The sequence below is a fragment of the Ruminococcus difficilis genome, from assembly GCF_016680995.1.
Map to the genome: position 1 here is coordinate 301,856 of NZ_JAEQMG010000048.1, position 20,805 is coordinate 322,660.

19 protein-coding genes are annotated in these 20,805 nt (G+C 53.9%); all 19 read right to left on the bottom strand.

Annotation, left to right across the window (positions count from 1 at the left end):
* Window positions 1-208: 208 nt before the first annotated feature.
* A complete protein-coding gene (locus JKK62_RS06070; protein WP_201427120.1) occupies window positions 209-5,614 on the bottom strand; it encodes a hypothetical protein in 5,406 nt (1,801 codons plus the stop codon).
* A gap of 506 nt (window positions 5,615-6,120) precedes the next feature.
* Window positions 6,121-6,963, bottom strand: coding sequence for a hypothetical protein (locus JKK62_RS06075; RefSeq protein WP_201427121.1), 843 nt, complete (start codon window positions 6,961-6,963; stop codon window positions 6,121-6,123).
* A gap of 108 nt (window positions 6,964-7,071) precedes the next feature.
* Window positions 7,072-8,025 carry a calcium/sodium antiporter gene (locus JKK62_RS06080; RefSeq protein WP_201427220.1) on the bottom strand — a complete coding sequence of 318 codons (954 nt, stop codon included), beginning with the start codon at window positions 8,023-8,025 and terminating at the stop codon, window positions 7,072-7,074.
* A gap of 245 nt (window positions 8,026-8,270) precedes the next feature.
* Entirely contained in the window at window positions 8,271-8,909 is a 639-nt protein-coding gene (locus JKK62_RS06085) for an epoxyqueuosine reductase QueH (RefSeq protein ID WP_201427122.1), read from the bottom strand.
* A 229-nt stretch (window positions 8,910-9,138) separates the two neighbouring features.
* Window positions 9,139-9,789 carry an HAD family hydrolase gene (locus JKK62_RS06090; RefSeq protein WP_201427123.1) on the bottom strand — a complete coding sequence of 217 codons (651 nt, stop codon included), beginning with the start codon at window positions 9,787-9,789 and terminating at the stop codon, window positions 9,139-9,141.
* The gene (locus JKK62_RS06095) at window positions 9,782-11,917 is read right to left on the bottom strand and encodes a hypothetical protein (RefSeq protein WP_201427124.1); all 2,136 of its coding nucleotides are present in this window, start codon (window positions 11,915-11,917) and stop codon (window positions 9,782-9,784) included. Before JKK62_RS06095 ends, JKK62_RS06090 begins: the two co-directional genes overlap by 8 nt.
* Before the next feature lie 269 nt (window positions 11,918-12,186).
* The gene (locus JKK62_RS06100) at window positions 12,187-12,777 is read right to left on the bottom strand and encodes a cyclase family protein (protein ID WP_201427125.1); all 591 of its coding nucleotides are present in this window, start codon (window positions 12,775-12,777) and stop codon (window positions 12,187-12,189) included.
* Window positions 12,778-13,570: 793 nt separating this feature from the next.
* Complete coding sequence (gene rplQ, locus JKK62_RS06105) at window positions 13,571-13,912, bottom strand: 50S ribosomal protein L17 (protein WP_201427126.1); 342 nt, start codon at window positions 13,910-13,912, stop codon at window positions 13,571-13,573.
* Window positions 13,913-13,977: 65 nt separating this feature from the next.
* Window positions 13,978-14,931: a DNA-directed RNA polymerase subunit alpha gene (locus JKK62_RS06110; protein ID WP_201427127.1), complete on the bottom strand. Its 954-nt coding sequence runs from the start codon at window positions 14,929-14,931 to the stop codon at window positions 13,978-13,980.
* 278 nt (window positions 14,932-15,209) lie between these two features.
* Entirely contained in the window at window positions 15,210-15,806 is a 597-nt protein-coding gene (gene rpsD, locus JKK62_RS06115; protein WP_201427128.1) for a 30S ribosomal protein S4, read from the bottom strand.
* Window positions 15,807-15,828: 22 nt separating this feature from the next.
* Window positions 15,829-16,230: a 30S ribosomal protein S11 gene (rpsK, locus tag JKK62_RS06120; RefSeq protein ID WP_201427129.1), complete on the bottom strand. Its 402-nt coding sequence runs from the start codon at window positions 16,228-16,230 to the stop codon at window positions 15,829-15,831.
* Window positions 16,231-16,243: 13 nt separating this feature from the next.
* Window positions 16,244-16,612, bottom strand: coding sequence for a 30S ribosomal protein S13 (rpsM, locus tag JKK62_RS06125; RefSeq protein ID WP_201427130.1), 369 nt, complete (start codon window positions 16,610-16,612; stop codon window positions 16,244-16,246).
* A gap of 145 nt (window positions 16,613-16,757) precedes the next feature.
* Window positions 16,758-16,871, bottom strand: a complete 114-nt coding sequence (gene rpmJ / locus JKK62_RS06130; protein ID WP_201427131.1) for a 50S ribosomal protein L36 — start codon at window positions 16,869-16,871, stop codon at window positions 16,758-16,760.
* Window positions 16,872-17,112: 241 nt separating this feature from the next.
* Window positions 17,113-17,331, bottom strand: coding sequence for a translation initiation factor IF-1 (gene infA, locus JKK62_RS06135; protein ID WP_201427132.1), 219 nt, complete (start codon window positions 17,329-17,331; stop codon window positions 17,113-17,115).
* Window positions 17,332-17,334: 3 nt separating this feature from the next.
* Window positions 17,335-17,577, bottom strand: coding sequence for a KOW domain-containing RNA-binding protein (locus JKK62_RS06140; protein ID WP_201427226.1), 243 nt, complete (start codon window positions 17,575-17,577; stop codon window positions 17,335-17,337).
* 7 nt (window positions 17,578-17,584) lie between these two features.
* Window positions 17,585-18,337, bottom strand: coding sequence for a type I methionyl aminopeptidase (gene map / locus JKK62_RS06145; protein WP_201427133.1), 753 nt, complete (start codon window positions 18,335-18,337; stop codon window positions 17,585-17,587).
* Window positions 18,338-18,339: 2 nt separating this feature from the next.
* Entirely contained in the window at window positions 18,340-18,972 is a 633-nt protein-coding gene (locus tag JKK62_RS06150; RefSeq protein WP_201427134.1) for an adenylate kinase, read from the bottom strand.
* Between the two features lie 21 nt (window positions 18,973-18,993).
* A complete protein-coding gene (secY, locus tag JKK62_RS06155) occupies window positions 18,994-20,355 on the bottom strand; it encodes a preprotein translocase subunit SecY (protein ID WP_201427135.1) in 1,362 nt (453 codons plus the stop codon).
* On the bottom strand, window positions 20,356-20,796 hold the full coding sequence (gene rplO, locus JKK62_RS06160; RefSeq protein WP_201427136.1) for a 50S ribosomal protein L15: 441 nt from the start codon (window positions 20,794-20,796) through the stop codon (window positions 20,356-20,358).
* Window positions 20,797-20,805 lie beyond the last annotated feature (9 nt).

The window sequence follows — 20,805 nt, forward strand, 5'->3', positions numbered from 1 at the left end:
ATAAATTGTAAACACTCCGGGTAATTACCGCAATACAAGCTGATAATTATAAACATTATGATTTTTCGCATTAAATCCACAGTATTTCTTGGTTTTAGATATATATAGCTAACGTTGTTGACGAATATTCTCGTATATATACGAACCCCCCTTCACAAGGAAGGGGGGCCGTATATCTTTAGTCCGGAAATATCAAACCGAATGTTTATCAGTTATCTTTTCTTCTCTTCTTGTTGAAGATGATGATACCGGCAGCCATCACAAGGAGTACTACGAAGATGATAGCTACTGCAGGTGAACCGGTCTGAACAGCAGCGCCGTTCGCAGCAGAAGAGGTATCATTTGTAGAGGACGAACCCTTAGTGGTTGCAGCGGGTGAAGTCGAGCTGTCACCGGTGCTGCCGCCGTCGGTAGCATCCTGACCGCCCTTAGTCTCGTCGGGAGCAGTAGGCTCGTCGGGAGCGGTGGTCTCTGCCTCAACTACAAAGAGTGTGCCAATGCCGGAGCCATCTGAGAATCTGAACTCGAACTTGTATTCGCCGAGATCCATAGACTGCAGATATTCAGGCTTGAGGGTTACCTTCAATGCGCCGTTCTCGTCAGCGGATGTAGTGTAATTATCATAGCTTACGAGAGTCGCGTTACCGTTGCCGTCGATAATCCAGAGAGATCTGAACTTATCATAAGCCTTGGTGGGATCCTTCTCAGAGGATACGGTGAAGGTCTTCTCCTCCATAGAACCGTTTACATAGGTCTGGTCGCCGTCAACAGTGTAGTTGTCGGTCTGCTTCTCGCCGGGCTGACCGTCGAGTTCACCGTCTCTCTCAACAGGCGGCTGCTTGACATCGGTACCAACGAAGATCTGCTTCTCTTCCTCAGGACCTTCTAAGGTCTTGACCTTGGTGTTGATGTAGTAGATGCCGTTGGGAGTATTCTCGTCAACATGGATGGTGAAGGTGATGACGTCAGCCTTACCGCTTGCGTCTACGCCGTCAGCGTTGGTCCAGTTGAACATGAGCTCGTTGATGTTGCCCTTCTCGTCATTGTAGTACTTGTAGACTACGTTGCCGTCATCCGGAGCAATACCGCCGAGTACGGGGAAGCTGGGATCGCCAACGATCTGGATGAACGGAGCATCCCAAGTGGTGGCAGCGTCGATACCGTAGATCATGCCGGCATCCTTCAGGAAGAAGGTGTAGGTGTGATCGGTACCGGCCTCAACCTCATAGAGGTTACCGTCAGCATTGATGATGATCTTATCAACAACCGGTGCGGGCTCGGTAGCGGGCTCAGTTGCGGGCTCAGTCGCGGGCTCGGTTGCGGGCTCAGTTGCAGGCTCGGTCGCGGGCTCAGTTGCGGGCTGAGTAGCAGGCTCGGTAGCGGGCTCGGTAGCAGGCTGAGTAGCGGGCTCAGTTGCGGGCTCGGTTGCGGGCTGAGTTGCAGGCTCGGTCGCGGGCTCGGTAGCAGGCTGAGTAGCGGGCTCAGTGCCGGGCTCGGTAGCGGGCTCGGTGCCGGGCTCGGTCGCGGGCTCAGTTGCGGGCTCGGTAGCGGGCTCAGTTGCAGGCTCGGTGCCGGGCTCAGTCGGAACCTCGGTCGGATCGGGCTGTACCTGACGCTCATCGAAGCTTGCCTCAACGCCGATCGGCTTCTCGGGATCAACAGGTGTGCCGTTCTTGATGATCGGGGTCAGGTCTTCATCCGCAGCGGTCATAGTCTGGATCGCGTTTCTGATCTCGCCTTCGCCGGGAGCGGTTACTGTGTATGTGGTCTTGATCATGACGTCGTCGTCAGTATTGAATACGAACGCGTTGTCAATATCAGGTGTGGAAGCAATATACAGGATCTTGCCGTCCTGATCAGTGTTCTCAACTACAGCAGCGCCGAGTACCGGATAATCAGTAGTGTTGAGCGCTACAATGCTGTCGGTGTAGGTCTGAGAACCATTGACGTTAGCGAGCTTGCCGCCGTCAGCAACGTTGGAAGCATTCAGGTAGGTGTATACGTCGAAGGTATCGTCTACGTTGAAGGTCTTCTCCTCATACTGACCGTTGAAGCCGTAGATCTTGATAGTAGCGGTCTGCGGAGCGGGCTCGGTCGGAGCATCGGTAGCGGGCTCAGTTGCGGGCTCGGTTGCGGGCTCAGTTGCGGGCTCGGTAGCGGGCTCAGTTGCGGGCTCGGTAGCGGGCTCGGTTGCAGGCTCGGTAGCGGGCTCGGTTGCAGGCTCGGTAGCGGGCTCAGTTGCAGGCTCGGTAGCGGGCTCAGTTGCGGGCTCGGTAGCGGGCTCGGTTGCAGGCTCAGTTGCAGGCTCGGTTGCGGGCTCGGTTACAGGCTCAGTCTCGGGAGCGGTCGGAGCTACAGGCTGATCGAAGGTCATGTACTCATCGCCTTCACCCAGCTTGTCGTCCTTGATCTCGCCCTTGCTGATGATCTGAGTCAGATCCTCGTCAGCGGAAGCCAGAGTCTTGAGAGTGGTCTTGATGTCTGCGGTACCGCCTTCAACTACGGTGTAGGTGGTAGCGATGATGACATCGTCGTCACTGTCAAATACGAACGGATTGTCGATAGACGGGTTGGATGCGTTGAAGTAGATCACGCCGGAATTAGCAGCATTGCCGAGCGACTGGTCGCCGGTGATCGGGAATACCTTAGCGAGATCTGTGATAGCGCCTTCTGCGTCAAGAGCGTCTGCCAGAGCTACAACGGAATCGGTGTAGGTCTGAGCACCGCTGATAGAAGCGATCTTGCCGTCGTTGATATCAGAAGCGTTCAGTACGGTGTATACGGTGAAGGTATCATATACATCGAATTCCCTGGTATCATTCAGGTTACCGAAGATATCGTAGATGTTTACGATTGCCTTCTGCGGAGCGGGCTCTGTTGCAGGCTCTGTAGCAGGCTCAGTTGCGGGCTCTGTAGCAGGCTCAGTTGCGGGCTCAGTTGCGGGCTCGGTCGCGGGCTCAGTTGCGGGCTCGGTCGGAGCAAGCTGATCGAAGGTCATGAACTCGTCGCCTTCGCCAAGCTTGTCGTCCTTGATCTCGCCCTTGCTGATGATCTGAGTCAGATCCTCGTCAGCCGCAGCCATGGTCTTGAGCGTGGTCTTGATGTCAGCGGTACCGCCTGCGGTTACGGTGTAGGTGGTAGCGATAATGACATCGTCGTTGCTATCAAATGTAAACGGATCGTCGATAGACGGGTTGGAAGCGTTGAAGTAGATCACGCCGGATTCTGCAGCGTTACCAAGCGACTTGTCGCCGGTGATCGGGAATACCTTTGCGAGATCGGTAATAGCGCCTTCTGCGTCAACTGCGTCAGTCAGAGCGACTACGGAATTGGTGTAGGTCTGAGAACCGCTGAGAGCAGCGATCTTGCCGTTGTTGATGTCAGAAGCGTTCAGTACGGTGTATACGGTAAAGGTATCTTTTACATTGAATTCCCTGGTATCATTCAGGTTACCGAAGATATCGTAGATGTTTACGATAGCCTTCTGAGGAGCGGGCTCGGTCGGAGCCTCAGTTGCGGGCTCGGTTGCGGGCTCGGTAGCGGGCTCAGTCGCGGGCTCGGTCGCGGGCTCGGTCGGAGCTTCGGTAGCCGGCTCAGTCCATGTGATGGTCATCTTCGCGCCGGTCTTGGTGTTGTAATCAAAGTTGGTCAGGTCGAGCTGCATCTTGATGGTGGTGCCTGCGGTCAGACCTGTGATCTTGAGGTTCTGAGGACCGTTGTAGATCGCGTCGGTCTCTACGCCGTTTACGATTACGCCGTTGTCGCCCAGACCGAAGTTATCAGTCCACGCGTCGTTGATCGCGAACTTGAACTCAGGATCGCTGGTGTCATAATCACCGAGTGTGTACTCGATCTCGTATACGGGATCATCAGCAATCGGCTTGGTCATATGGTTGACTTCAGCAGCAGGATTCCATTCGATGTTGTTCAGCCAGTTGTCACCGTCCGGAGAACCGTTACCTACTACGGTGACGGACTGAACATCCAGATCGCTGATGGGAGCTACGTTGTCGCCGTCTACCCAGGTCTTGGTGCCGTCACAATATACGGTGAAGGTACCGGGGCCGGTCAGGTTGAAGGTGACGTTGTTGCCGGTCTCGTCGCCGATCCATGTAGAACCGTTCTTGACCGCCTTCAGCTGTACAGCGCTCTTAGCGGCGTCTACGGTATACTGCTTGGTGTAGATACCGTCGCCGCCCTTGGTCATGGTATTGTTAGTGTCGTTGCCGTTCCAAGAGGTACCGAAGATCGTAGTATCGTTACCGGCTACGATGTAGGTATCGGAAGGCTCGGGAGCGTCTGTGGGAGCCTCGGTCTCGGGCTCGGTGGGAGCCTCAGTTGCGGGCTCAGTCTCGGGCTCGGTGGGAGCCTCAGTTGCGGGCTCAGTCTCAGGCTCGGTAGGAGCAACTGTCTCAGCCTCAGTCTCGGGCTCCTCAGACCATGTGTAAGAAGAATGGAGTCTGAAGTCGGGCAGGAGAATCTGTTTCTTATCAACGATTCTGGTCAGTTCCTGATTGGACATTGCCAGAGTCATCAACTCGTTGGTGATCTCAGCCTCGCCGGGAGCCTTGACAGTATAATGGGACTTGATCAGGATAGCGTCGTTGTTATCAAACGCGAAGCCATTCTTGATCGAAGGTGTAGAAGCGTTGTAGAAGATCGCGCCGCGAGTCGAATCGTAATACTCTTCGTCCTCGGACAGATCAGTCCACATACCGTTTGCTACGGTACGGGTACCGGTGATCGGGAACATTCCCGTGATATCGGCGATATCGCCCTCGTCGGGATCATACTCGTCAGCCAGCTCGAGGATCGCGTTGGTGTAGAGCTGTCTGCCGTCCAGAGAACCGATCTTACCTTCGTTATATGCGGAGGTGTTCAGTGTGGTGTATACGGTGAAGGTCTCGCCTACGTTGAACTCCTTGGTCTCGGACTCACCGTCCAGGCCGCGGATCGTAACGATCGCCTTGTCACCGGAGGGAGCAGCAGTCGGAGCAACTGTCTCAGCCTCGGTCGGAGCTGTGGTAGGCTCAACCGTATGCGGACAATCGACCAGCTCAACAGTGCTGCTGTATGCAGGACCGTTTTCGCCGTCTGCCAAAATCTCGCCTCTCTGGATATACTTTACGGGTACATCGTCGATCAGTCTGGTAAGAGTTAATACCTTATTCGAGATTGTGATCGGACCGTCAGGGACACTATTGATCTTAAAGACTACATCGATCATCGGTTTTGTACCGTCAAGCAGGAAGCCCCTGCCGATGTTCTGATCGGTGTAATAGATCGCGTTTGCCTCGTCGGTACCGACAACGGGATCGTTGAACACGCTGTAACAGTCAGGCTCACCGACGATCGTCAAAGACGACTCGTCATAGTAAGTGACACCGTCAACAACATGTGCACGTCCGTCAGTCGCCGTCGAAATAGGTCTGACGTCCATGTAGGCTTTATACCGTATGGTATCGCCTTCATGCGCTTTGAACTCTTGTCCATCATAAATAATGATGGCTTCGTCACCATCAGCCGCGCTTGCCGACACGATCGCTACGGAAAAGACCGACAGCATCATCGCTACAACAAGCAGCAAACTGATTAGTTTCCTAGTCTTAAGCATTCGTATTTCCTCCTAAAAAAATTTGCTAAAGATATAGTTTTCGCCAATTCTAAGCAATTACATTATATTTCAAGCGCAGGATTAATGCCAACAACAATACTGTAACCTTTTTGTCCTATTTGTAACTATTTCTTAATTATTTTGTTACTTTTCTGTAATATTTTATTTCTCCAGTGCTAATTTCCATTTTTTGCTTTATTCTTTTATTATCAGACAGGAAAAATGCTTTTGCGGGTATTTCGACAAGCGGATTTAAAAACCGCATGTAAATGCGGATATGTTGTGCGGCGTACATAAACAGGACACAAAACACGGAAAAAGATTACAAAATGTAACCTTTTGCGCTCTCATAGGATAATCGGCAGAATTTTACAAATGTAACGAAAATTGCCATCCGAAAGGCGAGTTTTATGACCAAATAAACAAAAAGAAAGACCGCATGGCGCGGTCTGAAAAATCTTGATGGTGCAAACACCCGATAAAGCCTAAAAAAACGGCTGTTTTGATCAGATCTCCGTCACGATCTTCTCGGGAGGGTTCTCCAGTACCTCGGGATGCATCAGATATTTCTGGAATTTTCTGAACGCCAGACCGAGGATATTGCCCGAGGCGATACGGTCGTCCGTGACGATACCGAGCGGCAGACATCTCTCAAAGGTGACCTCACCCTTCTTACGCACCGGTACCTCGCGCAGATTGCCCATCGCAAGGCTGATGGATGTGGTGCCGAAGTTGTAGATATGGTGGTGGATGGAGTTGGTCTTGATGCTCGCCAGATCGGTGAGGATGATGGAGCAGTGGAAGGGAGAAGCCTCGATGATCGACTTGGGGCACCAGTTGTGCTTATCCAGCCACTTGACCAGATTCGCCGCTACGCGCAGCAATCCCGGCGCGGAGCACAGGAACTCGGCGAGCTTATCGGTCGCGTTGACTTCATCCTCCTGACGGTTTTCGTCGATATACTTCGAGATGATCTCGTTGATCGTGTCGATGGTAGCGTCGGGCGGGAACTTCATCTTGCTGGTCGTACCCACGCCGTCGATCTTGCCGCCCTTTAAGACGACCATGCCGACAGCGATCTCGTTGCGGGCATAGATGCGCTTGTTGACGACAAAGCGGTTGAGCTGGGGGTACTCCGCAAAGGCGCGTACCATTGCCGCCAAGATCAGCGAAAGATGCGAATAACGCTTGCCCTCCTTGCGCTTACGATTCAGGTATTCCCTCATCGGCGCTTCGGGAAGATCGATGGTGATCATGTTCATCGCGTCGGTACGCTCCGCCATCACGTGCGCGCCGACCAGATATTCGACGCCGAGGTTCTTTAGTTTTTTGCCGTCAGGTCTGCCCATTGTCATGTCCTCATTCCGTAGAATCAACGCGATTTGACCGCGTTACTATACATTATAATAGAAACAAAATCGAATTACAATAGATAACGGGAAATTTTTGCATGAGGGTCAGATGACATAGAGCAAAACCATATAGAGGACATACAGCGACAGTGATGCCGCGCCCTGCCATCGGTAAAAGCGCCGTTTGACCAGGGCGGGGATCAGCATGATGAGGGTGATCAGCAGACAGAAGGGGATATCGATCCACAGCGTGCCGCGGCTCAGGGGCAGTACGCCGCCCCGCGTCAGCGCGCACAGCGGCAGGATCAGGAGCAGGTCGATGGTATTCGCGCCGAGGATATTGCCGACGGCTAAGGAGCCGCTTTTCTTGACAACGGAGCTGATCGCGGTGACCAGCTCCGGCAGGGAGGTACCGATCGCCACCATGGTCAGCGATACAATGCGCTCGTCGATATGCAGGATATCGCGGGCGATGACGGTACCGTTGTCCACCAGCAGCCGTGAGCCGATGATGATCTCACCCGCGCCGATCACGAAGATCAGGAGATGACGGATGAGCGTATTCCTGCTGACGGCGACGTCCGACGCGAGATCCGCGCGGCGTTCCGACTTGGCTGAGCGCAGGTTCTCATACACGAAGCAGCCGAACAGGGCGAGCATACTGACACATCCGAACGGCGTCAGCCAGCCCGATATCCCCGACAGCCACATGGCCAGCACAGCGGCGAGCTGCAGCAGTGCCTTCGGCGTCAGGCGGGCGCGGTCGATGGGCTCGGGGCGCAGGAGTACGGAAACAGACAGGATCAGCGCGGTGTTAGCCGTGACGGAGCCGACGGCGTTGCCGGTCGCCATGTCGGTCTGTCCCTGCCATGCCGCCATCAGCGACACGATGATCTCGGGCAGAGTGGTCGCGAGCGATACGACCGTCGCGCCGATGATGAACGGCGGGATCCGTGAAGCCGACGCCATCCACACCGCCGCGTCAACAAAGCGGTCTCCTCCACGGATGATGCAGATCAGACCGAGAGAAAAGAGTAAAACAACAATAGCAGAATATATAGTATCACCTTATTTCGGTTAACGGTTAATGGTTAACAGTTAACGGTGAAGGGAGGGCTCTGCCCTCACCCGATTGATGTGTTGATCAAAAACGTATCATCGTTTCCGGTTGATTTTATTAAAATGCGGAGCATATCATCGTTTTGACAATAATGATAACTCCTCACTCCTCACTCCTAACTCCTCACTCCTAACTAAAAAACCTCTGACATATCTCTATGCCAAAGGTTCCTGTTCTATTCTATTCAGTTGACGGCTTTCGATCTGTTCTCCGCCTCTTTTTGGGAGAATACACATCCGCAGTAGTTCTGGCGGTACAGGTGATATTGCTTGCTCAGCTCGATGGAGCGCTTATAGCCCTCCTTCTTCTTGAAATCGGAGCAAAGGTAGTTCACACCGTATTCCTCCGCGAGCTTCTCCCCTATTCGGTTGAGCAGCTCGGCGTTCTTGAGCGGGCTGATGGTCAGGGTGGTCGCGAAATAATCGTAGCCGCCTTCGCGGCATAATTCAGCGGTATAGCGCAGACGCTGATCAAAGCAGATCGCGCATCGCGCGCCGCCCTCACGGTCATCCTCTCTGCCCTTGACCGCCTGCAAAAAGTCCTCGGGGCGGTACTCGACCTCGGCAAAGCGGATGTACTCGCTCAGCCCCGCCTCCTCGACATAGCGCCGCAGCTCACTGTAACGGTAATGATACTCGCTCTCTTTGGTAATGTTCGGATTGTAGTAGGCGATCGTGATATCGAAATGGCGGTAGAGGTATTCCAGCACGTAGCTCGCGCATACGGCACAGCAAACGTGGAGCAGCAGCGTCGGACGGAGCCCCTCGCGGGCGTTGCGCTCGATCAGCGCGTCCATTTCCTTTTGATAATTGCGTTTGTTCATAGGATTCCTTTCGGTTAACGGTGAACGGTGAAGGGAGGGCTTGAGGAGTTGTCCAAATCTTTGATTTGGTTTACAACTCCCATGCAACAGCGCTCCAAGAGCGAATTTATTCGCGATTGGCTAAGCGCCACTGCCCGCCCTCACCCATTTATAAAAATGCGGAAACGCTTCATCTCAATGATAATAGGAATCAAAAAATCCGTAAGGATTTTCCCACCACCGTTAACTGTTAACCGTTAACCAACCTATATAATTCTTCTGCGGAATTAACGATGAAATCCGCGCCGGCTTCTCGGAGCTCCTTTGCGCCGCGAAAGCCCCAGCTCACGCCGCAGACCTTGACCCCGGCATTATGCGCGAACACGACATCCACGTTGCTGTCGCCGACATAGAGCGTTTCGCTCTTTTGATAACCGTTGCGCTCAATCAGCGCCTCGAGTGATTCGGGCGAGGGCTTGCGGGGGAATTCATCCCGCTGACCCCACGCGCTGAGGAAGGTATGGCGCGGATACAGCGCCGAGAGGATCTCGGGCACAAACCGATCGGGCTTGTTAGAGATCACAGCCGTGGCCGTATGATCCGTGTCCAATCTATCAAGTAACGTTTCGATGCCGTCATAGGCGACGGTACAGTCCGTGCAATGGTCGGCGTAGTAGGTCTGAAAGTCAGCTTTCGCTCTCACCGCGCCCTCGGGGGTATAGGCGTCCGCCATCGTGACGCGGATCAGATTGTCTATACCGTTGCCGACAAAATGACGGTAATCGTCCACGGGATAAGTCGGAAGATGTTGCCGCGCCAGCGCATAGTTCACGGCGTTGGCAAGATCGGCAAGCGTATCGGCGAGGGTGCCGTCCAGATCAAATACGACTAACTTAAGCATCATCATTCTCCTTTGCGGGAGCGTCGGCGCTTTCGCGAGCGGATTCCGGCGCTTCGGTAGGCTCCAACTCGATTGGTTCCGCAATTTCGTCGGTCGCAGTTTCATCAGAAGAAGGCGTGCGCGCCCCGTAGACCTTACGGCTCATATCCTCCAGCTCACGCGCGCGGATATCGTGCTTCTGTTCCTCAAGGCTCTGCTCATGCAGGCGCTGTTCAACGTCCTTATTGATCTCGTCGACGTACTTCTTGTTGCGGACAAGGGTGTTCAGCTCAAAGATGCTGAACGTCGTGGTCTGTGCCAGCGGAGCCGCGGCTCCTTTTTCTTCTGAGGACGCGTCCTTACTATCATCTCGGGATTCGTCGTCGGATTCATCCGCAGGCGCGTCCGCATAGACGGCTTCGGGATTGTTGAGCGGATCGGGAAGGCGCTTCTTCTTGGGCTTGATCAGCTTGATCGCGATGAAGGCGGTCAGGATCAGCAGCACCAGACCCGCGGAGAGATAGATAACGATGCTCATCGTCACGGGGATGTTGCCGCGGTAGCGCACGGTCGCGCAGCCGCCCTTGATCTCCATCGTGCCCTTGTTGCTGTCGGTGAACGCCGTTTCACTGCCGTCGACGGAGAGCGATACGATATTCTCGCCGCCCTCGGAGCTGACAGAGTAGTGCATCGGGCGCTCGGCGTTCTCACTGTTGAGCATATAGCCGAGATTGACATAGTCGGTCAGCACAGTCTTGATGCTCAGATCGAACGCACCCTTCTTCTGTTCATATGCAATAAAGTTGCCGCTGCCGAAGACATTCACCAGCTGTGAGGTGATCTCATCGGTGGTGCCTTCAAAGCTTACACGGCAAACGATGTTGCTGTCGGTCGTTTCCACGGCGGCATTCCGCACGCCCTTCGCGGTAAAGTAGCTCAGCGCGTAATCCGCCGCGGCGCTGTTGCCGGGCTCATACAGGAACTCGGTCGTCCTGCGAAAGCGCGAATCACCCAGACTGGCAACGGCGAAGTCGATGCCGCTGATTTGGTACTGGATGCCGTCCGGGATCCTGAGCTGTGCGGTGCCGTTTTTCAGCTCGACGGTATACAGGTCGTTTTCCCACGCGCCCGTGCTGATCCATCTGCCGTTTTCAAAAACGGAGCCTTCGCCGTAGGTGGTGTTCAGCGGCAGTGAGTAGGAGTAGCGGATCGTCGGGAAACCGTCGTTCTCGCCGATGAAGGAGAAGGAATCGAGCTTCTCCTCATAGGTCAGACCCTCGGACAGCGGTGTGGAGGCGTTGTCGATGTCGCCGTAGGAGATCGCGACGCTGTCGGTATCGAGGAGCTTGGCGGTCACATCGTTCATCTTGGCGACGGTCATGTCCTCATAGATAACGGTATAGACCATATCGGAGCCCTCCGCCGACCAGCCCGCGTACTTTGCGTCGGGCAGGGTATCGGCGAGGAAATACGCCTCGATCGCGTCCTTATCCTTCGTGTAAACAGCGTTGGGCAGATTAAACGCGAAGGTGCGGTCATAGCTGCCCGATTTATGGTTCATCGTCTTGATCGAAATGCTGTTGATCGCGCTGCCGGTGCAGTCGTTGATGGCAACGGTAGACTTGGTATCATAGCTGTCGGAGCCGATCTTCACGGTGTTGGCACTGTAATCGAACACCAGATTCTTGGTCTGTTCGGCGGCGGCGGTATCGCTGACCATCCACGCGATCAGCTCGCTGACGTCAAAATCCTCCGCCATGCGCGTGCCCTGTGTGAGCTTGGTATTCTTGCGCGACAGGAACACCGCGCTGCCGCGACCGATCAGGGAGCCGACGATCTTCTCATACTCGGCTTTGTCGGTAAACTTCATCACCAACTCAAAGTAATAGCCGTCCTCCTTGACGCCGCTGTAGGTGAACGACGCGCCGGGGATATCGGCGGTGGGATCATCCGCGAGGATCTTGTCCTTCACCGCGTCGATATCGGCAGATACGGGATAGACCGCGGTCACGGTGCGGGTACCGCGAAAGCTCTCGTCGATCGCCAGCACAGAGCTGACAGCGACCTTCGGCTGATCACAGCCGGATAGGCAGACACATAGGCTCAATATTAAAATGAAAATCAGTAGTACAGAACATAGTTTTTTCATGGTAACCTCTTTTTCGGTTAACGGAGAACGGTGAATGGTGAACGGTGAAGGGAGGGCTTGAGGAGTTGTCCAAATCTCTGATTTGGTTTACAACTCCCATGCAACAGCGCTCCAAGAGCGGATTTATTCGCGATTGGCTAAGCGCCACTGCCCGCCCTCACCCATTGATAAAGGAACGGAAACGCTTCATCTCAATGATAATAGGAATCAAAAAATCCGTAAGGATTATCCCACAACCGTTAACCGTTCTCCGTTAACCGTTAACCAACTCAATATCCTTTCGGCTCGCGCATCAGGATCGCGCGGCAGGGGGACGCTTCCAAGCCCTGCATTTTCAGCGGCAGGGCGGACAGGGTGTATTCGCCGTCCTCGACGCCCTCGAGGAACAGCCCTTCCAGCACCGCGATCCCGGCTCGCGCCAGCTCGAGGTGCGGCATCATCTCGTCAAAGGGCGGTGCGATGGACATCGCGTCGGTGCCCACTAATCTCAACTTGCTGTCGGCGATCACTCTCGCCGCCGAAACGCTCAGATAGGCTTTGCCCGAACCGTGGAGGATCAGCCGTTTGTTGCAATGCGGCAGCAGGCGCTCCATATCCTCGCCCGTCAGGACGCCGTCGATGGTGACGACAGTACACTTGCCGTAGAAGCACGACGGCTTCATCGAGCCGATATCCGCGCCCTCCTCGTCAAAATGCAGCGGCGCGTCGATATGGGTACCGTTATGAGTGCACAGCTCCACGGTGGACAGGTTATAGGTCGAATCGTCTCCGATCGATCTTATAAAGCGCTTGGTGGGTTTCGGATCGCCCGGATAGACCGGCGCGGAAAACACCTCGCGCGTGATATCATAGATCAGCATACTTTTCCTCCTCAATCGTTGGGGTATCGTAACACTCCCCAAAATACTACATATTACTCCACTATACTTTCTATTATACCACATATCGACAAAAAATAAAGTACATTTTGTAAACAGGCGACGTGTCGCTTCTTCTTATGATACTGTAAGGTTCTTCTGGATCAAAAAGCTTTCCCCTCGGGGGGCGACGTGTCGCTTTTTCTTGCGATACTGTAAGGTGCTGCTGGATCAAATAGCCTTCCCCTCGGGGCGCCCCCGTTGGGGGAATGTCCGCAAAGCGGACAAGGGGGGAGCCGCTTCCGGCGAGGAGAAGGTGGCTCGGCGTATGCCGAGTCGGATGAGGGGCAAACTTCGCCAAAAGATCATCTTAACAAAGAGTGTAATGCTCTTCCATAATTCTCGGTAAACGTACAGCCTCACCAAGTTAGACATCAATAGGAAACGCTTACCCCTCATCCGTCTCCCGTTGGTCGACACTTTCCCCCCGAGGGGAAGGCTTTTCCTCACTCCTAACTCCTCACTCCTAACTCCTCACTAAAAAGAAAAGCCTCACCTCGTCGTCACGCTCCGTATTCGCTGAGAGCGGTCAAATGCCCGCTCTCGTGCTCATGTGGAGGTTCCTCCTCTCCCCAAAAAGCGGGGCTTTTTGGGGTCCCCCATCGCAGATCAGACCTTACTGAATTATCTCAAAAAAAATGCCCCACCCGAAGGTGAGGCATAATCTATTGTTTTATCGGTTGAGATTGCCGCAGTCCCGACACAAATGTCGGGCTTCGCAATGACAACTGAAATCTTAAACCAGCTCGATGATCGCCATCTCGGCAGCGTCGCCGCGACGGGGGCCGATCTTGGTGATGCGGGTGTAACCGCCGTTGCGGTCCGCATACTTAGGCGCGATCTCCTTGAACAGCTTGGTCGCGACGTCCTCCTTAGTGACGAACGCCATGACCTGTCTTTTGTTCGCGAGGGTGTCCTTCTTCGCGATCGTGATCATCTTCTCCGCCATGGAAGCGGTTTCCTTAGCGCGGGAGAGGGTGGTCTCGATCTTGCCGTTTTCGAGCAGGAAGGTGACGAGAGCTCTCAGCATCGCAAGACGCGCGTCGGTAGCTCTGCCCAGTTTTCTGGTACCCGGCATTATTATTCACTCCTTTCGGGTCATTTCTTTACAGAATATCTATAAAGTAGGTTAAATAATCTTTATCATTCATCTTCCTTACGCAGGCTGAAGCCCAGCGTATCGAGCTTGAAGACAACTTCCTCGAGCGACTTTCTGCCGAGGTTGCGCACCTTCATCATGTCCTCTTCGGACTTACTGATGAGGTCTTCTACGGTATTGATACCGGCTCTCTTCAAGCAGTTGAACGAACGAACGGAGAGGTCGAGCTCTTCGATGGTCATCTCGAGCACCTTCTCCTTGCCCTTATCGTCCTTTTCCACCATGATCTCGGTGTTGTAGCCTCTGTCGGAGAGGTTGACAAAGAGATTGAGGTGTTCGGTAAGGACCTTAGCCGCCAGCGATACAGCCTCCTGCGCGTTGATAACGCCGTTTGTCCAAACGCTCAGGGTGAGCTTGTCATAGTCAGTGATCTGACCGACACGGGTGTTGTCCACCGTATAGTTCACCTTGAGGACAGGGGTGTAGATAGAGTCGATGGGGAGCACGCCGATGATCTCGTTGCCCGAGATCAGCTTGTTCTTCTCGGCGGGCACATAGCCTCTGCCCTTGTCCAGCGTGATCTCCATGTTCAGAACCGCGCCGTCGGCAAGGGACGCGATGTGCAGCTCGGGGTTGAGGATCTCAACTTCGCTGTCGCACTTGATGCTCTCGGCAGTGACCTCGCAGGGACCCTCCGCCGAGATCTCAACGATCTTGGGACCGTTAGAATGGAGTTTAGCTACCAAGCTCTTCATGTTCAGAACGATCTCGGTGACGTCTTCCTTGACGCCGGGGATGGTAGAGAACTCGTGAAGAACTCCGTCTATCTTGATCGATGTGACGGCTACGCCCTCGAGTGACGAGAGCAGTACGCGGCGCAGAGAGTTACCCAGCGTGTTGCCGAAGCCTCGCTCTAAGGGCTCCACCACAAATCTGCCGTACTTACCGTCCGAAGATAATTCCTCTGTATCAATTCTGGGCTTTTCTATCTCTATCATTAGCGAATTCCTCCTTAAATTTTTATACGGCACGGACAGGATTTCCTGCCGTGAAGCTCACTATAAGCCTCCCTTTCCCAAGGGATGTGCCCGACAGGGCGGAGGGTTGATGTGTATGATGTGATATCTTTATCAGAATCACACCGGATATACAATGTTTTCAACCCCCGGTCACTTCGTGACCGCCCCCTTAGGAAAGGGGGCCTTCCTTCTTCCTCGGAAAGCAGGTATAACCATATAGTGAGCGCGATGTCGGAAAAATCCGACCGGCGTACAAATTACTTGGAGTACAACTCGACGATGAGATGTTCCTCAACGGGATAGTCGATGTCGTCGCGAGCGGGAAGAGCGATGACCTTACCGCTGAGCTTGTCGGTCTTCTCGAGCCACTTCGGAACGAGAGTGGAACCGTCATTTTCGGCGATTGCCTTGAAGCGGTTGGTGTCCTTGGAACCGTCCGAAACAGCGATGACGTCGCCTTCTTTTACGATGTAAGAGGGAATGTTGCACTTCTTGCCGTTAACGGTGAAGTGAGCGTGGTTGACCAGCTGTCTGCCCTCACGACGGGTGGAGCAGAGACCCAGACGATAGACGACGTTGTCGAGTCTGCGCTCTACGAGAGAGAGCAGGTTCTCACCGGTCTTGCCTTCCATCTTCTCGGCCTTTTCATAATACATACGGAACTGTTTCTCCAGAACGCCGTAGATGAACTTGACCTTCTGCTTTTCGGTCAGCTGGATACCGTATTCACTCTGTTTTCTTCTCATTTTGCCGCCGGGGTTACGGTTGGAAGTCTTTTTGGAGTAACCCATAACAGCGGGCGAAATGCCCAGCGCTCTGCAGCGCTTTGCGATAGGCTGTTGATTCTTAGCCATATTCTATATCCTCCTTCTTCTTTTATACACGTCTTCTCTTGGGAGGACGGCATCCGTTATGCGGAATGGGGGTAACGTCTTTGATCATGGTGACCTCAAGGCCTGCGGTCTGCAGTGCGCGGATCGCTGCCTCACGGCCCTGACCGGGTCCCTTGACAAAGACCTCGACGCTCTTCATGCCATGCTCCATCGCGACCTTGGCGGCTGTCTCAGCAGCGCTCTGAGCGGCGAAGGGAGTAGACTTTCTGGAGCCGCGGAAACCGAGCTCGCCTGCGCTTGCCCAGGAGATCGCGTTGCCCTGTGTATCGGATATAGTTACGATTGTGTTGTTAAAGGTAGACTGGATATGCGCCGAGCCCTTTTCGATATTCTTTCTCTCACGGCGGCGGCGGATAGGAGCCTTCTTACCTGTTTTAACTGCCATTTAATTGCCCTCCTTACTTCTTCTTGTTAGCCATCGTCTTGCGCGGGCCTTTGCGGGTACGAGCGTTAGTCTTAGAACGCTGACCTCTTACGGGCAGACCCTTTCTGTGGCGAACACCGCGATAGCTGCCGATTTCGATAAGTCTCTTGATGTCGAAAGCGATATCACGACGGAGATCACCTTCAACGCGGCAATTATGGTCGATATATTCTCTGAGTTTTGATACGTCTTCTTCGGTCAGATCACGAACACGGGTGTCCGGATTGACGCCTGTTGCAGCAATAATGTCTGTAGCGGTTTTACGACCGATACCGTAGATGTAAGTGAGTCCGATTTCAACTCGCTTGTCACGGGGTAAGTCAACACCTGCTATACGAGCCATTTAGTGCACCTCCATTTGAAATAATAATAAATTCTTTTGTATGAAAAGTCTGTTCTGAGTGGTCAGTGGTTAGTGGTCAGTGGTCAGAAATCAGTTCAACTGTTCACTGATCACTGATAACTGTTCACTGCGAGCGCAGCGAGCCTTAGCCCTGGCGCTGCTTATGCTTGGGGTTGTCGCAGATTACCATAACCTTACCGTGGCGCTTGATAACCTTGCACTTCTCACACATTTTCTTTACTGAAGGTCTGACTTTCATAATATCATTCCTTTCCTTAGTGTTGAATCAGTAAATGCTTATGCAGGCTCCCTTTGGGAAAGGGAGCTGTCGCCGGACATACATGTCAGGCGACTGAGGAATTGTATCAAAGGAGCAAAGCGACCAACCGAATAATTCGGTTTCTCGCGTGACACGTATGTCGCGCTCGATCAATTCCTGCAATTCATCCGTCACCCTGCGGGTGACACCTTCCTTTACCAAAGGAAGGCTCAGGTTCTGCTTACTTTGTTCTCCATGTGATCCTGCCGCGGGTCAAATCATAAGGCGACATCTCTACGGTCACCTTATCGCCCGGAAGGATGCGGATGAAGTTCATTCTCAGCTTGCCTGAGATCACGGCCAGGATCTTGTGGCCGTTGGGAAGCTCTACGGTGAACTGCGCGTTCGGCAGAGCCTCGGTGACGATACCCTCTATCTCGATAACATCCTGTTTTGACATGACTTAAGCCTCCTGTAAAAACTCTTTGAGTATGTTTCTAAGTTGTCGGTTCGTTGTAATGCAATCGACGGTCGTGTTGGTGCCTTGCAGATGGATGACGTTCTTGCGCTTGGGGCGCTCGATCGGACGGCGCTTGCCGTCGGCGATGAGTACCTCTCTGTCGCTGAGAACCTCGATCACCGCAAATGCCCTGCCCTTGTCGCGACCTGCCTTGGCGATGACAACGCTGCCCTTTGTGATATCCATATCCGCCTCACTTGAGCAAGGTCATGATACGCGGGCCGTCGGGTGTGATGCACACGGTGTGTTCAAAGTGCGCCGCGAGGGAGCCGTCTACCGTGACGGCTGTCCAATCGTCGGAGAGAATCTTCACCTTGTGATCGCCCGCCGTTATCATCGGTTCGATTGCGATCGTCATGCCCGGAATGAGGCGAGGGCCTCGTCCGGGTGTACCGTAGTTCGGTACACTGGGGTCTTCATGCAGATTCGTGCCTACGCCGTGGCCGGTAAAGCTCCGTACCACCGAGTAACCACGAGGTTCGACATACCGCTGCACAGCGCTGCCGATATCGCCGATGCGATTACCTGCCTGCGCTTGCCGTATCCCCTCATAAAGGCTTTCCTTCGTCGCGTCGAGGAGCGCCTGCGCTTCCTTTGTGATATCGCCGCAGGGATAGGTATAGGCGTTGTCGCCGTGATACCCGTGCATTCCCGCCATGATATCGATGGAAACGATATCGCCCTGACGAAGGATCGTCTTTTTGCTCGGTATGCCATGGACTACCACACTGTTGACGGAGATACAGGTAGAAGCCGGATAGCCCTCGTAACCGAGGGTGGAGGGAATTCCTCCCTCACCCTCGATAAACTTACGGACTGCTGTGTCGATCTCTAACGTCGACACACCGGGTTCGACCATCTCTCCGGCGAGCTTGAGCGCCCGCGCGGACAGTGTACACGCGTCCTGCATTTTCTGAATTTCACGTGCGGTCTTTACTACGATCATGCTTACGCCTCGAGCGCCTCAAAAGTCAGGCGGGTGGTCTCCTCAACGGAGTTGGCACCCTGAATCTCATAGAGCTTACCCTGGCTCTTGTAATAGTACTTGAGCGGCTCGGTCTCCTTATGATAGATCTTGAGACGAGCTTTGACCGTAAGAGGATGGTCGTCCTTGCGCTGAATAAGGGCGCCTGCGCAATCATCGCACACACCTTCCACCTTCGGGCGTAAGCTCACAAGGTGATAGGGTCTGCCGCATTTCTCGCACACGCGGCGTCCGGACATACGGTCGATGATGACGTCATCAGACACTTCGATATCGATGACCTTGTCGATCTCGATACCCATTTTGTCCAGAGCCTCGGCCTGAGGGATGGTACGGGGGAAGCCGTCGAGGATGAAGCCGTCCTTGCAGTCGTCTTCTTCCAGTCTGTCCTTGATGATGCCGATCACGACGTCATCGGGAACCAGCTTACCCTCTTCGATGAACGATTTAGCCATCTTGCCCATCGCTGTACCGCTTTTCAGCGCGGCACGGATGATGTTACCCGTGCTGATCTGGGGAATATGATAGCGCTCGCTGATAACAGCTGCCTGAGTGCCCTTGCCGGCACCGGGCGCGCCTAAAAGGATCAATTTCATAAGATATTCTCCTCGTTTTGATTAATCAAGGAAGCCCTTGTAGTGACGCATCATCATCTGGCTCTCGAGCTGCTTAGCGGTATCCAGAGCGACGCCGACGATAATGATGACGGAGGTACCGCCCATAGACAGGCCGTACATCTGTGTCGCGTCGGAGTACAGGATCGGCAGCAGCGCGATCACGGAGAGGAACAGCGCGCCGATGAGGGTGATTCTTGAGAGTATCTTAGCGATAAAGTCGGCAGTCGGTCTGCCGGGACGGATACCGGGGATGGTACCGTTGTTCTGCTTGAGGTTGTTCGCCATCTCGATCGGATTGTACTGGATCGTGGTATAGAAGTAAGCGAACGCCAGAATCAGAACGAAGTACAGCACCGCATACAGCCAGCCGCGGGTGGAGAAAGCATCGAGGAAGCTCTTCCAGAAGCCCTCCTTGGGCTGAACAAACATCTGGATGGTGCTGGGGATAGAAAGAATGGAGGAGGCGAAGATGATCGGCATAACGCCGCCCAGCGTGACCTTGATCGGCAGGTGGGTGGACTGGCCGCCGTACATCTTACGGCCTACAACACGCTTTGCGTACTGGATCGGGATCCGTCGCTCCGCGTCCTGCATAAAGGTGATGAACCAGATAACAGCAAGGAACAGTACAACAAACAGCGGAACCAGTACATAGTACTGTGTGCTGCCCTGCGCGCCGAGCTTCCAGTACTCGCCCAGAAGGTTGACGGTGTAAGGCAGTCTTGCGACGATACCCGCGAACAGCAGGATAGAGATACCGTTACCGATACCGTTCTTGTTGATCTGCTCGCCCAGCCACATGATCAGCGCGGTACCCGCGGTGAACACGAAGATGATGACGAACGCCGCGAACCACATCGAGAAGCCCGATGTGTATTTCGCCAGAGGCAGGTTCGTGGGAGTCCAGTCACCGCTTGCGGGAGCTTGGGTATCATAGGTATTCTTCAGGAAGAAGTAATACGCGGTACCCTGGATCAGACCCAAGCCGACAGTAACGTATCTGGTGATAGCGGCGATCTTCTTTCTGCCCTCTTCACCTTCCTTGGAGAGGCGCTCGAGGGGCGGGATCGCTACACACAGCAGCTGCATGATAATGGAGCTGTTGATGTAGGGGGTGATACCCATGGCGAAGATGGTCGCGTTAGAGAACGCGCCGCCGGAGAGGGTGTTCAGGTAGCCGACCAGAGTGTCGTCTACGCCGGAGCCCGCGGCGTTGTTCATAACATGAGCCAGCGCGTCCATGTTCAGGAACGGAACCGGGATAACGGAACCGATTCTGAAGATAACAATGATTAACAGAGTAAAGAGAATCTTTTTGCGCAGATCCGGGATGGACCAGGCATTCTTAATTGTTTTAAACAATTAAATCACCTCAGTCTTTCCGCCGGCAGCCTCGATCTTAGCAACAGCGCCCTTGGAGAACGCGTTCGCTTTGACTGTGAGCTTTTTCGTGACCGTGCCGTTGGAAAGAATCTTTACGCCGTCAAAGGAATTCTTGACAATACCTTTCTCGGTAAGCGCAGCGATATCTACAACAGCGCCGTCCTCAAACTTGTTGAGGGTGCCGACATTGATAGCAACAACATTCTTTCTGAAGATGTTGTTGAAGCCACGCTTAGGGAGACGTCTCTGCAGCGGCATCTGACCGCCTTCAAAACCGACGCGCATACCCTTACCGGCTCTTGCTTTTTGACCCTTGTGACCTTTACCGGCAGTCTTGCCCTGACCGGAGCCGTGGCCTCTGCCGATTCTCTTTGCTTCCTTTTTGGAACCCTCTGCGGGGGATAATTCATAAAGTTTCATCTATCGCAC

What these genes read in the sequence shown, in the direction of transcription:
- JKK62_RS06085 (WP_201427122.1), bottom strand. Translation starts at nt 8,909, where the DNA reads ATGAACAAACGCAATTATCAAAAGGAAATGGACGCGCTGATCGAGCGC.
- JKK62_RS06110 (WP_201427127.1), bottom strand. Translation starts at nt 14,931, where the DNA reads ATGATAGAGATAGAAAAGCCCAGAATTGATACAGAGGAATTATCTTCG.
- rpsM (WP_201427130.1), bottom strand. Translation starts at nt 16,612, where the DNA reads ATGGCTCGTATAGCAGGTGTTGACTTACCCCGTGACAAGCGAGTTGAA.
- JKK62_RS06100 (WP_201427125.1), bottom strand. Translation starts at nt 12,777, where the DNA reads ATGCTGATCTATGATATCACGCGCGAGGTGTTTTCCGCGCCGGTCTAT.
- rpsK (WP_201427129.1), bottom strand. Translation starts at nt 16,230, where the DNA reads ATGGCAGTTAAAACAGGTAAGAAGGCTCCTATCCGCCGCCGCCGTGAG.
- JKK62_RS06150 (WP_201427134.1), bottom strand. Translation starts at nt 18,972, where the DNA reads ATGAAATTGATCCTTTTAGGCGCGCCCGGTGCCGGCAAGGGCACTCAG.
- JKK62_RS06075 (WP_201427121.1), bottom strand. Translation starts at nt 6,963, where the DNA reads ATGGGCAGACCTGACGGCAAAAAACTAAAGAACCTCGGCGTCGAATAT.
- JKK62_RS06070 (WP_201427120.1), bottom strand. Translation starts at nt 5,614, where the DNA reads ATGCTTAAGACTAGGAAACTAATCAGTTTGCTGCTTGTTGTAGCGATG.
- rpmJ (WP_201427131.1), bottom strand. Translation starts at nt 16,871, where the DNA reads ATGAAAGTCAGACCTTCAGTAAAGAAAATGTGTGAGAAGTGCAAGGTT.
- JKK62_RS06090 (WP_201427123.1), bottom strand. Translation starts at nt 9,789, where the DNA reads ATGCTTAAGTTAGTCGTATTTGATCTGGACGGCACCCTCGCCGATACG.
- rpsD (WP_201427128.1), bottom strand. Translation starts at nt 15,806, where the DNA reads ATGGCTAAGAATCAACAGCCTATCGCAAAGCGCTGCAGAGCGCTGGGC.
- JKK62_RS06095 (WP_201427124.1), bottom strand. Translation starts at nt 11,917, where the DNA reads ATGAAAAAACTATGTTCTGTACTACTGATTTTCATTTTAATATTGAGC.
- infA (WP_201427132.1), bottom strand. Translation starts at nt 17,331, where the DNA reads ATGTCAAAACAGGATGTTATCGAGATAGAGGGTATCGTCACCGAGGCT.
- map (WP_201427133.1), bottom strand. Translation starts at nt 18,337, where the DNA reads ATGATCGTAGTAAAGACCGCACGTGAAATTCAGAAAATGCAGGACGCG.
- rplO (WP_201427136.1), bottom strand. Translation starts at nt 20,796, where the DNA reads ATGAAACTTTATGAATTATCCCCCGCAGAGGGTTCCAAAAAGGAAGCA.
- rplQ (WP_201427126.1), bottom strand. Translation starts at nt 13,912, where the DNA reads ATGCCGGGTACCAGAAAACTGGGCAGAGCTACCGACGCGCGTCTTGCG.
- JKK62_RS06140 (WP_201427226.1), bottom strand. Translation starts at nt 17,577, where the DNA reads ATGGATATCACAAAGGGCAGCGTTGTCATCGCCAAGGCAGGTCGCGAC.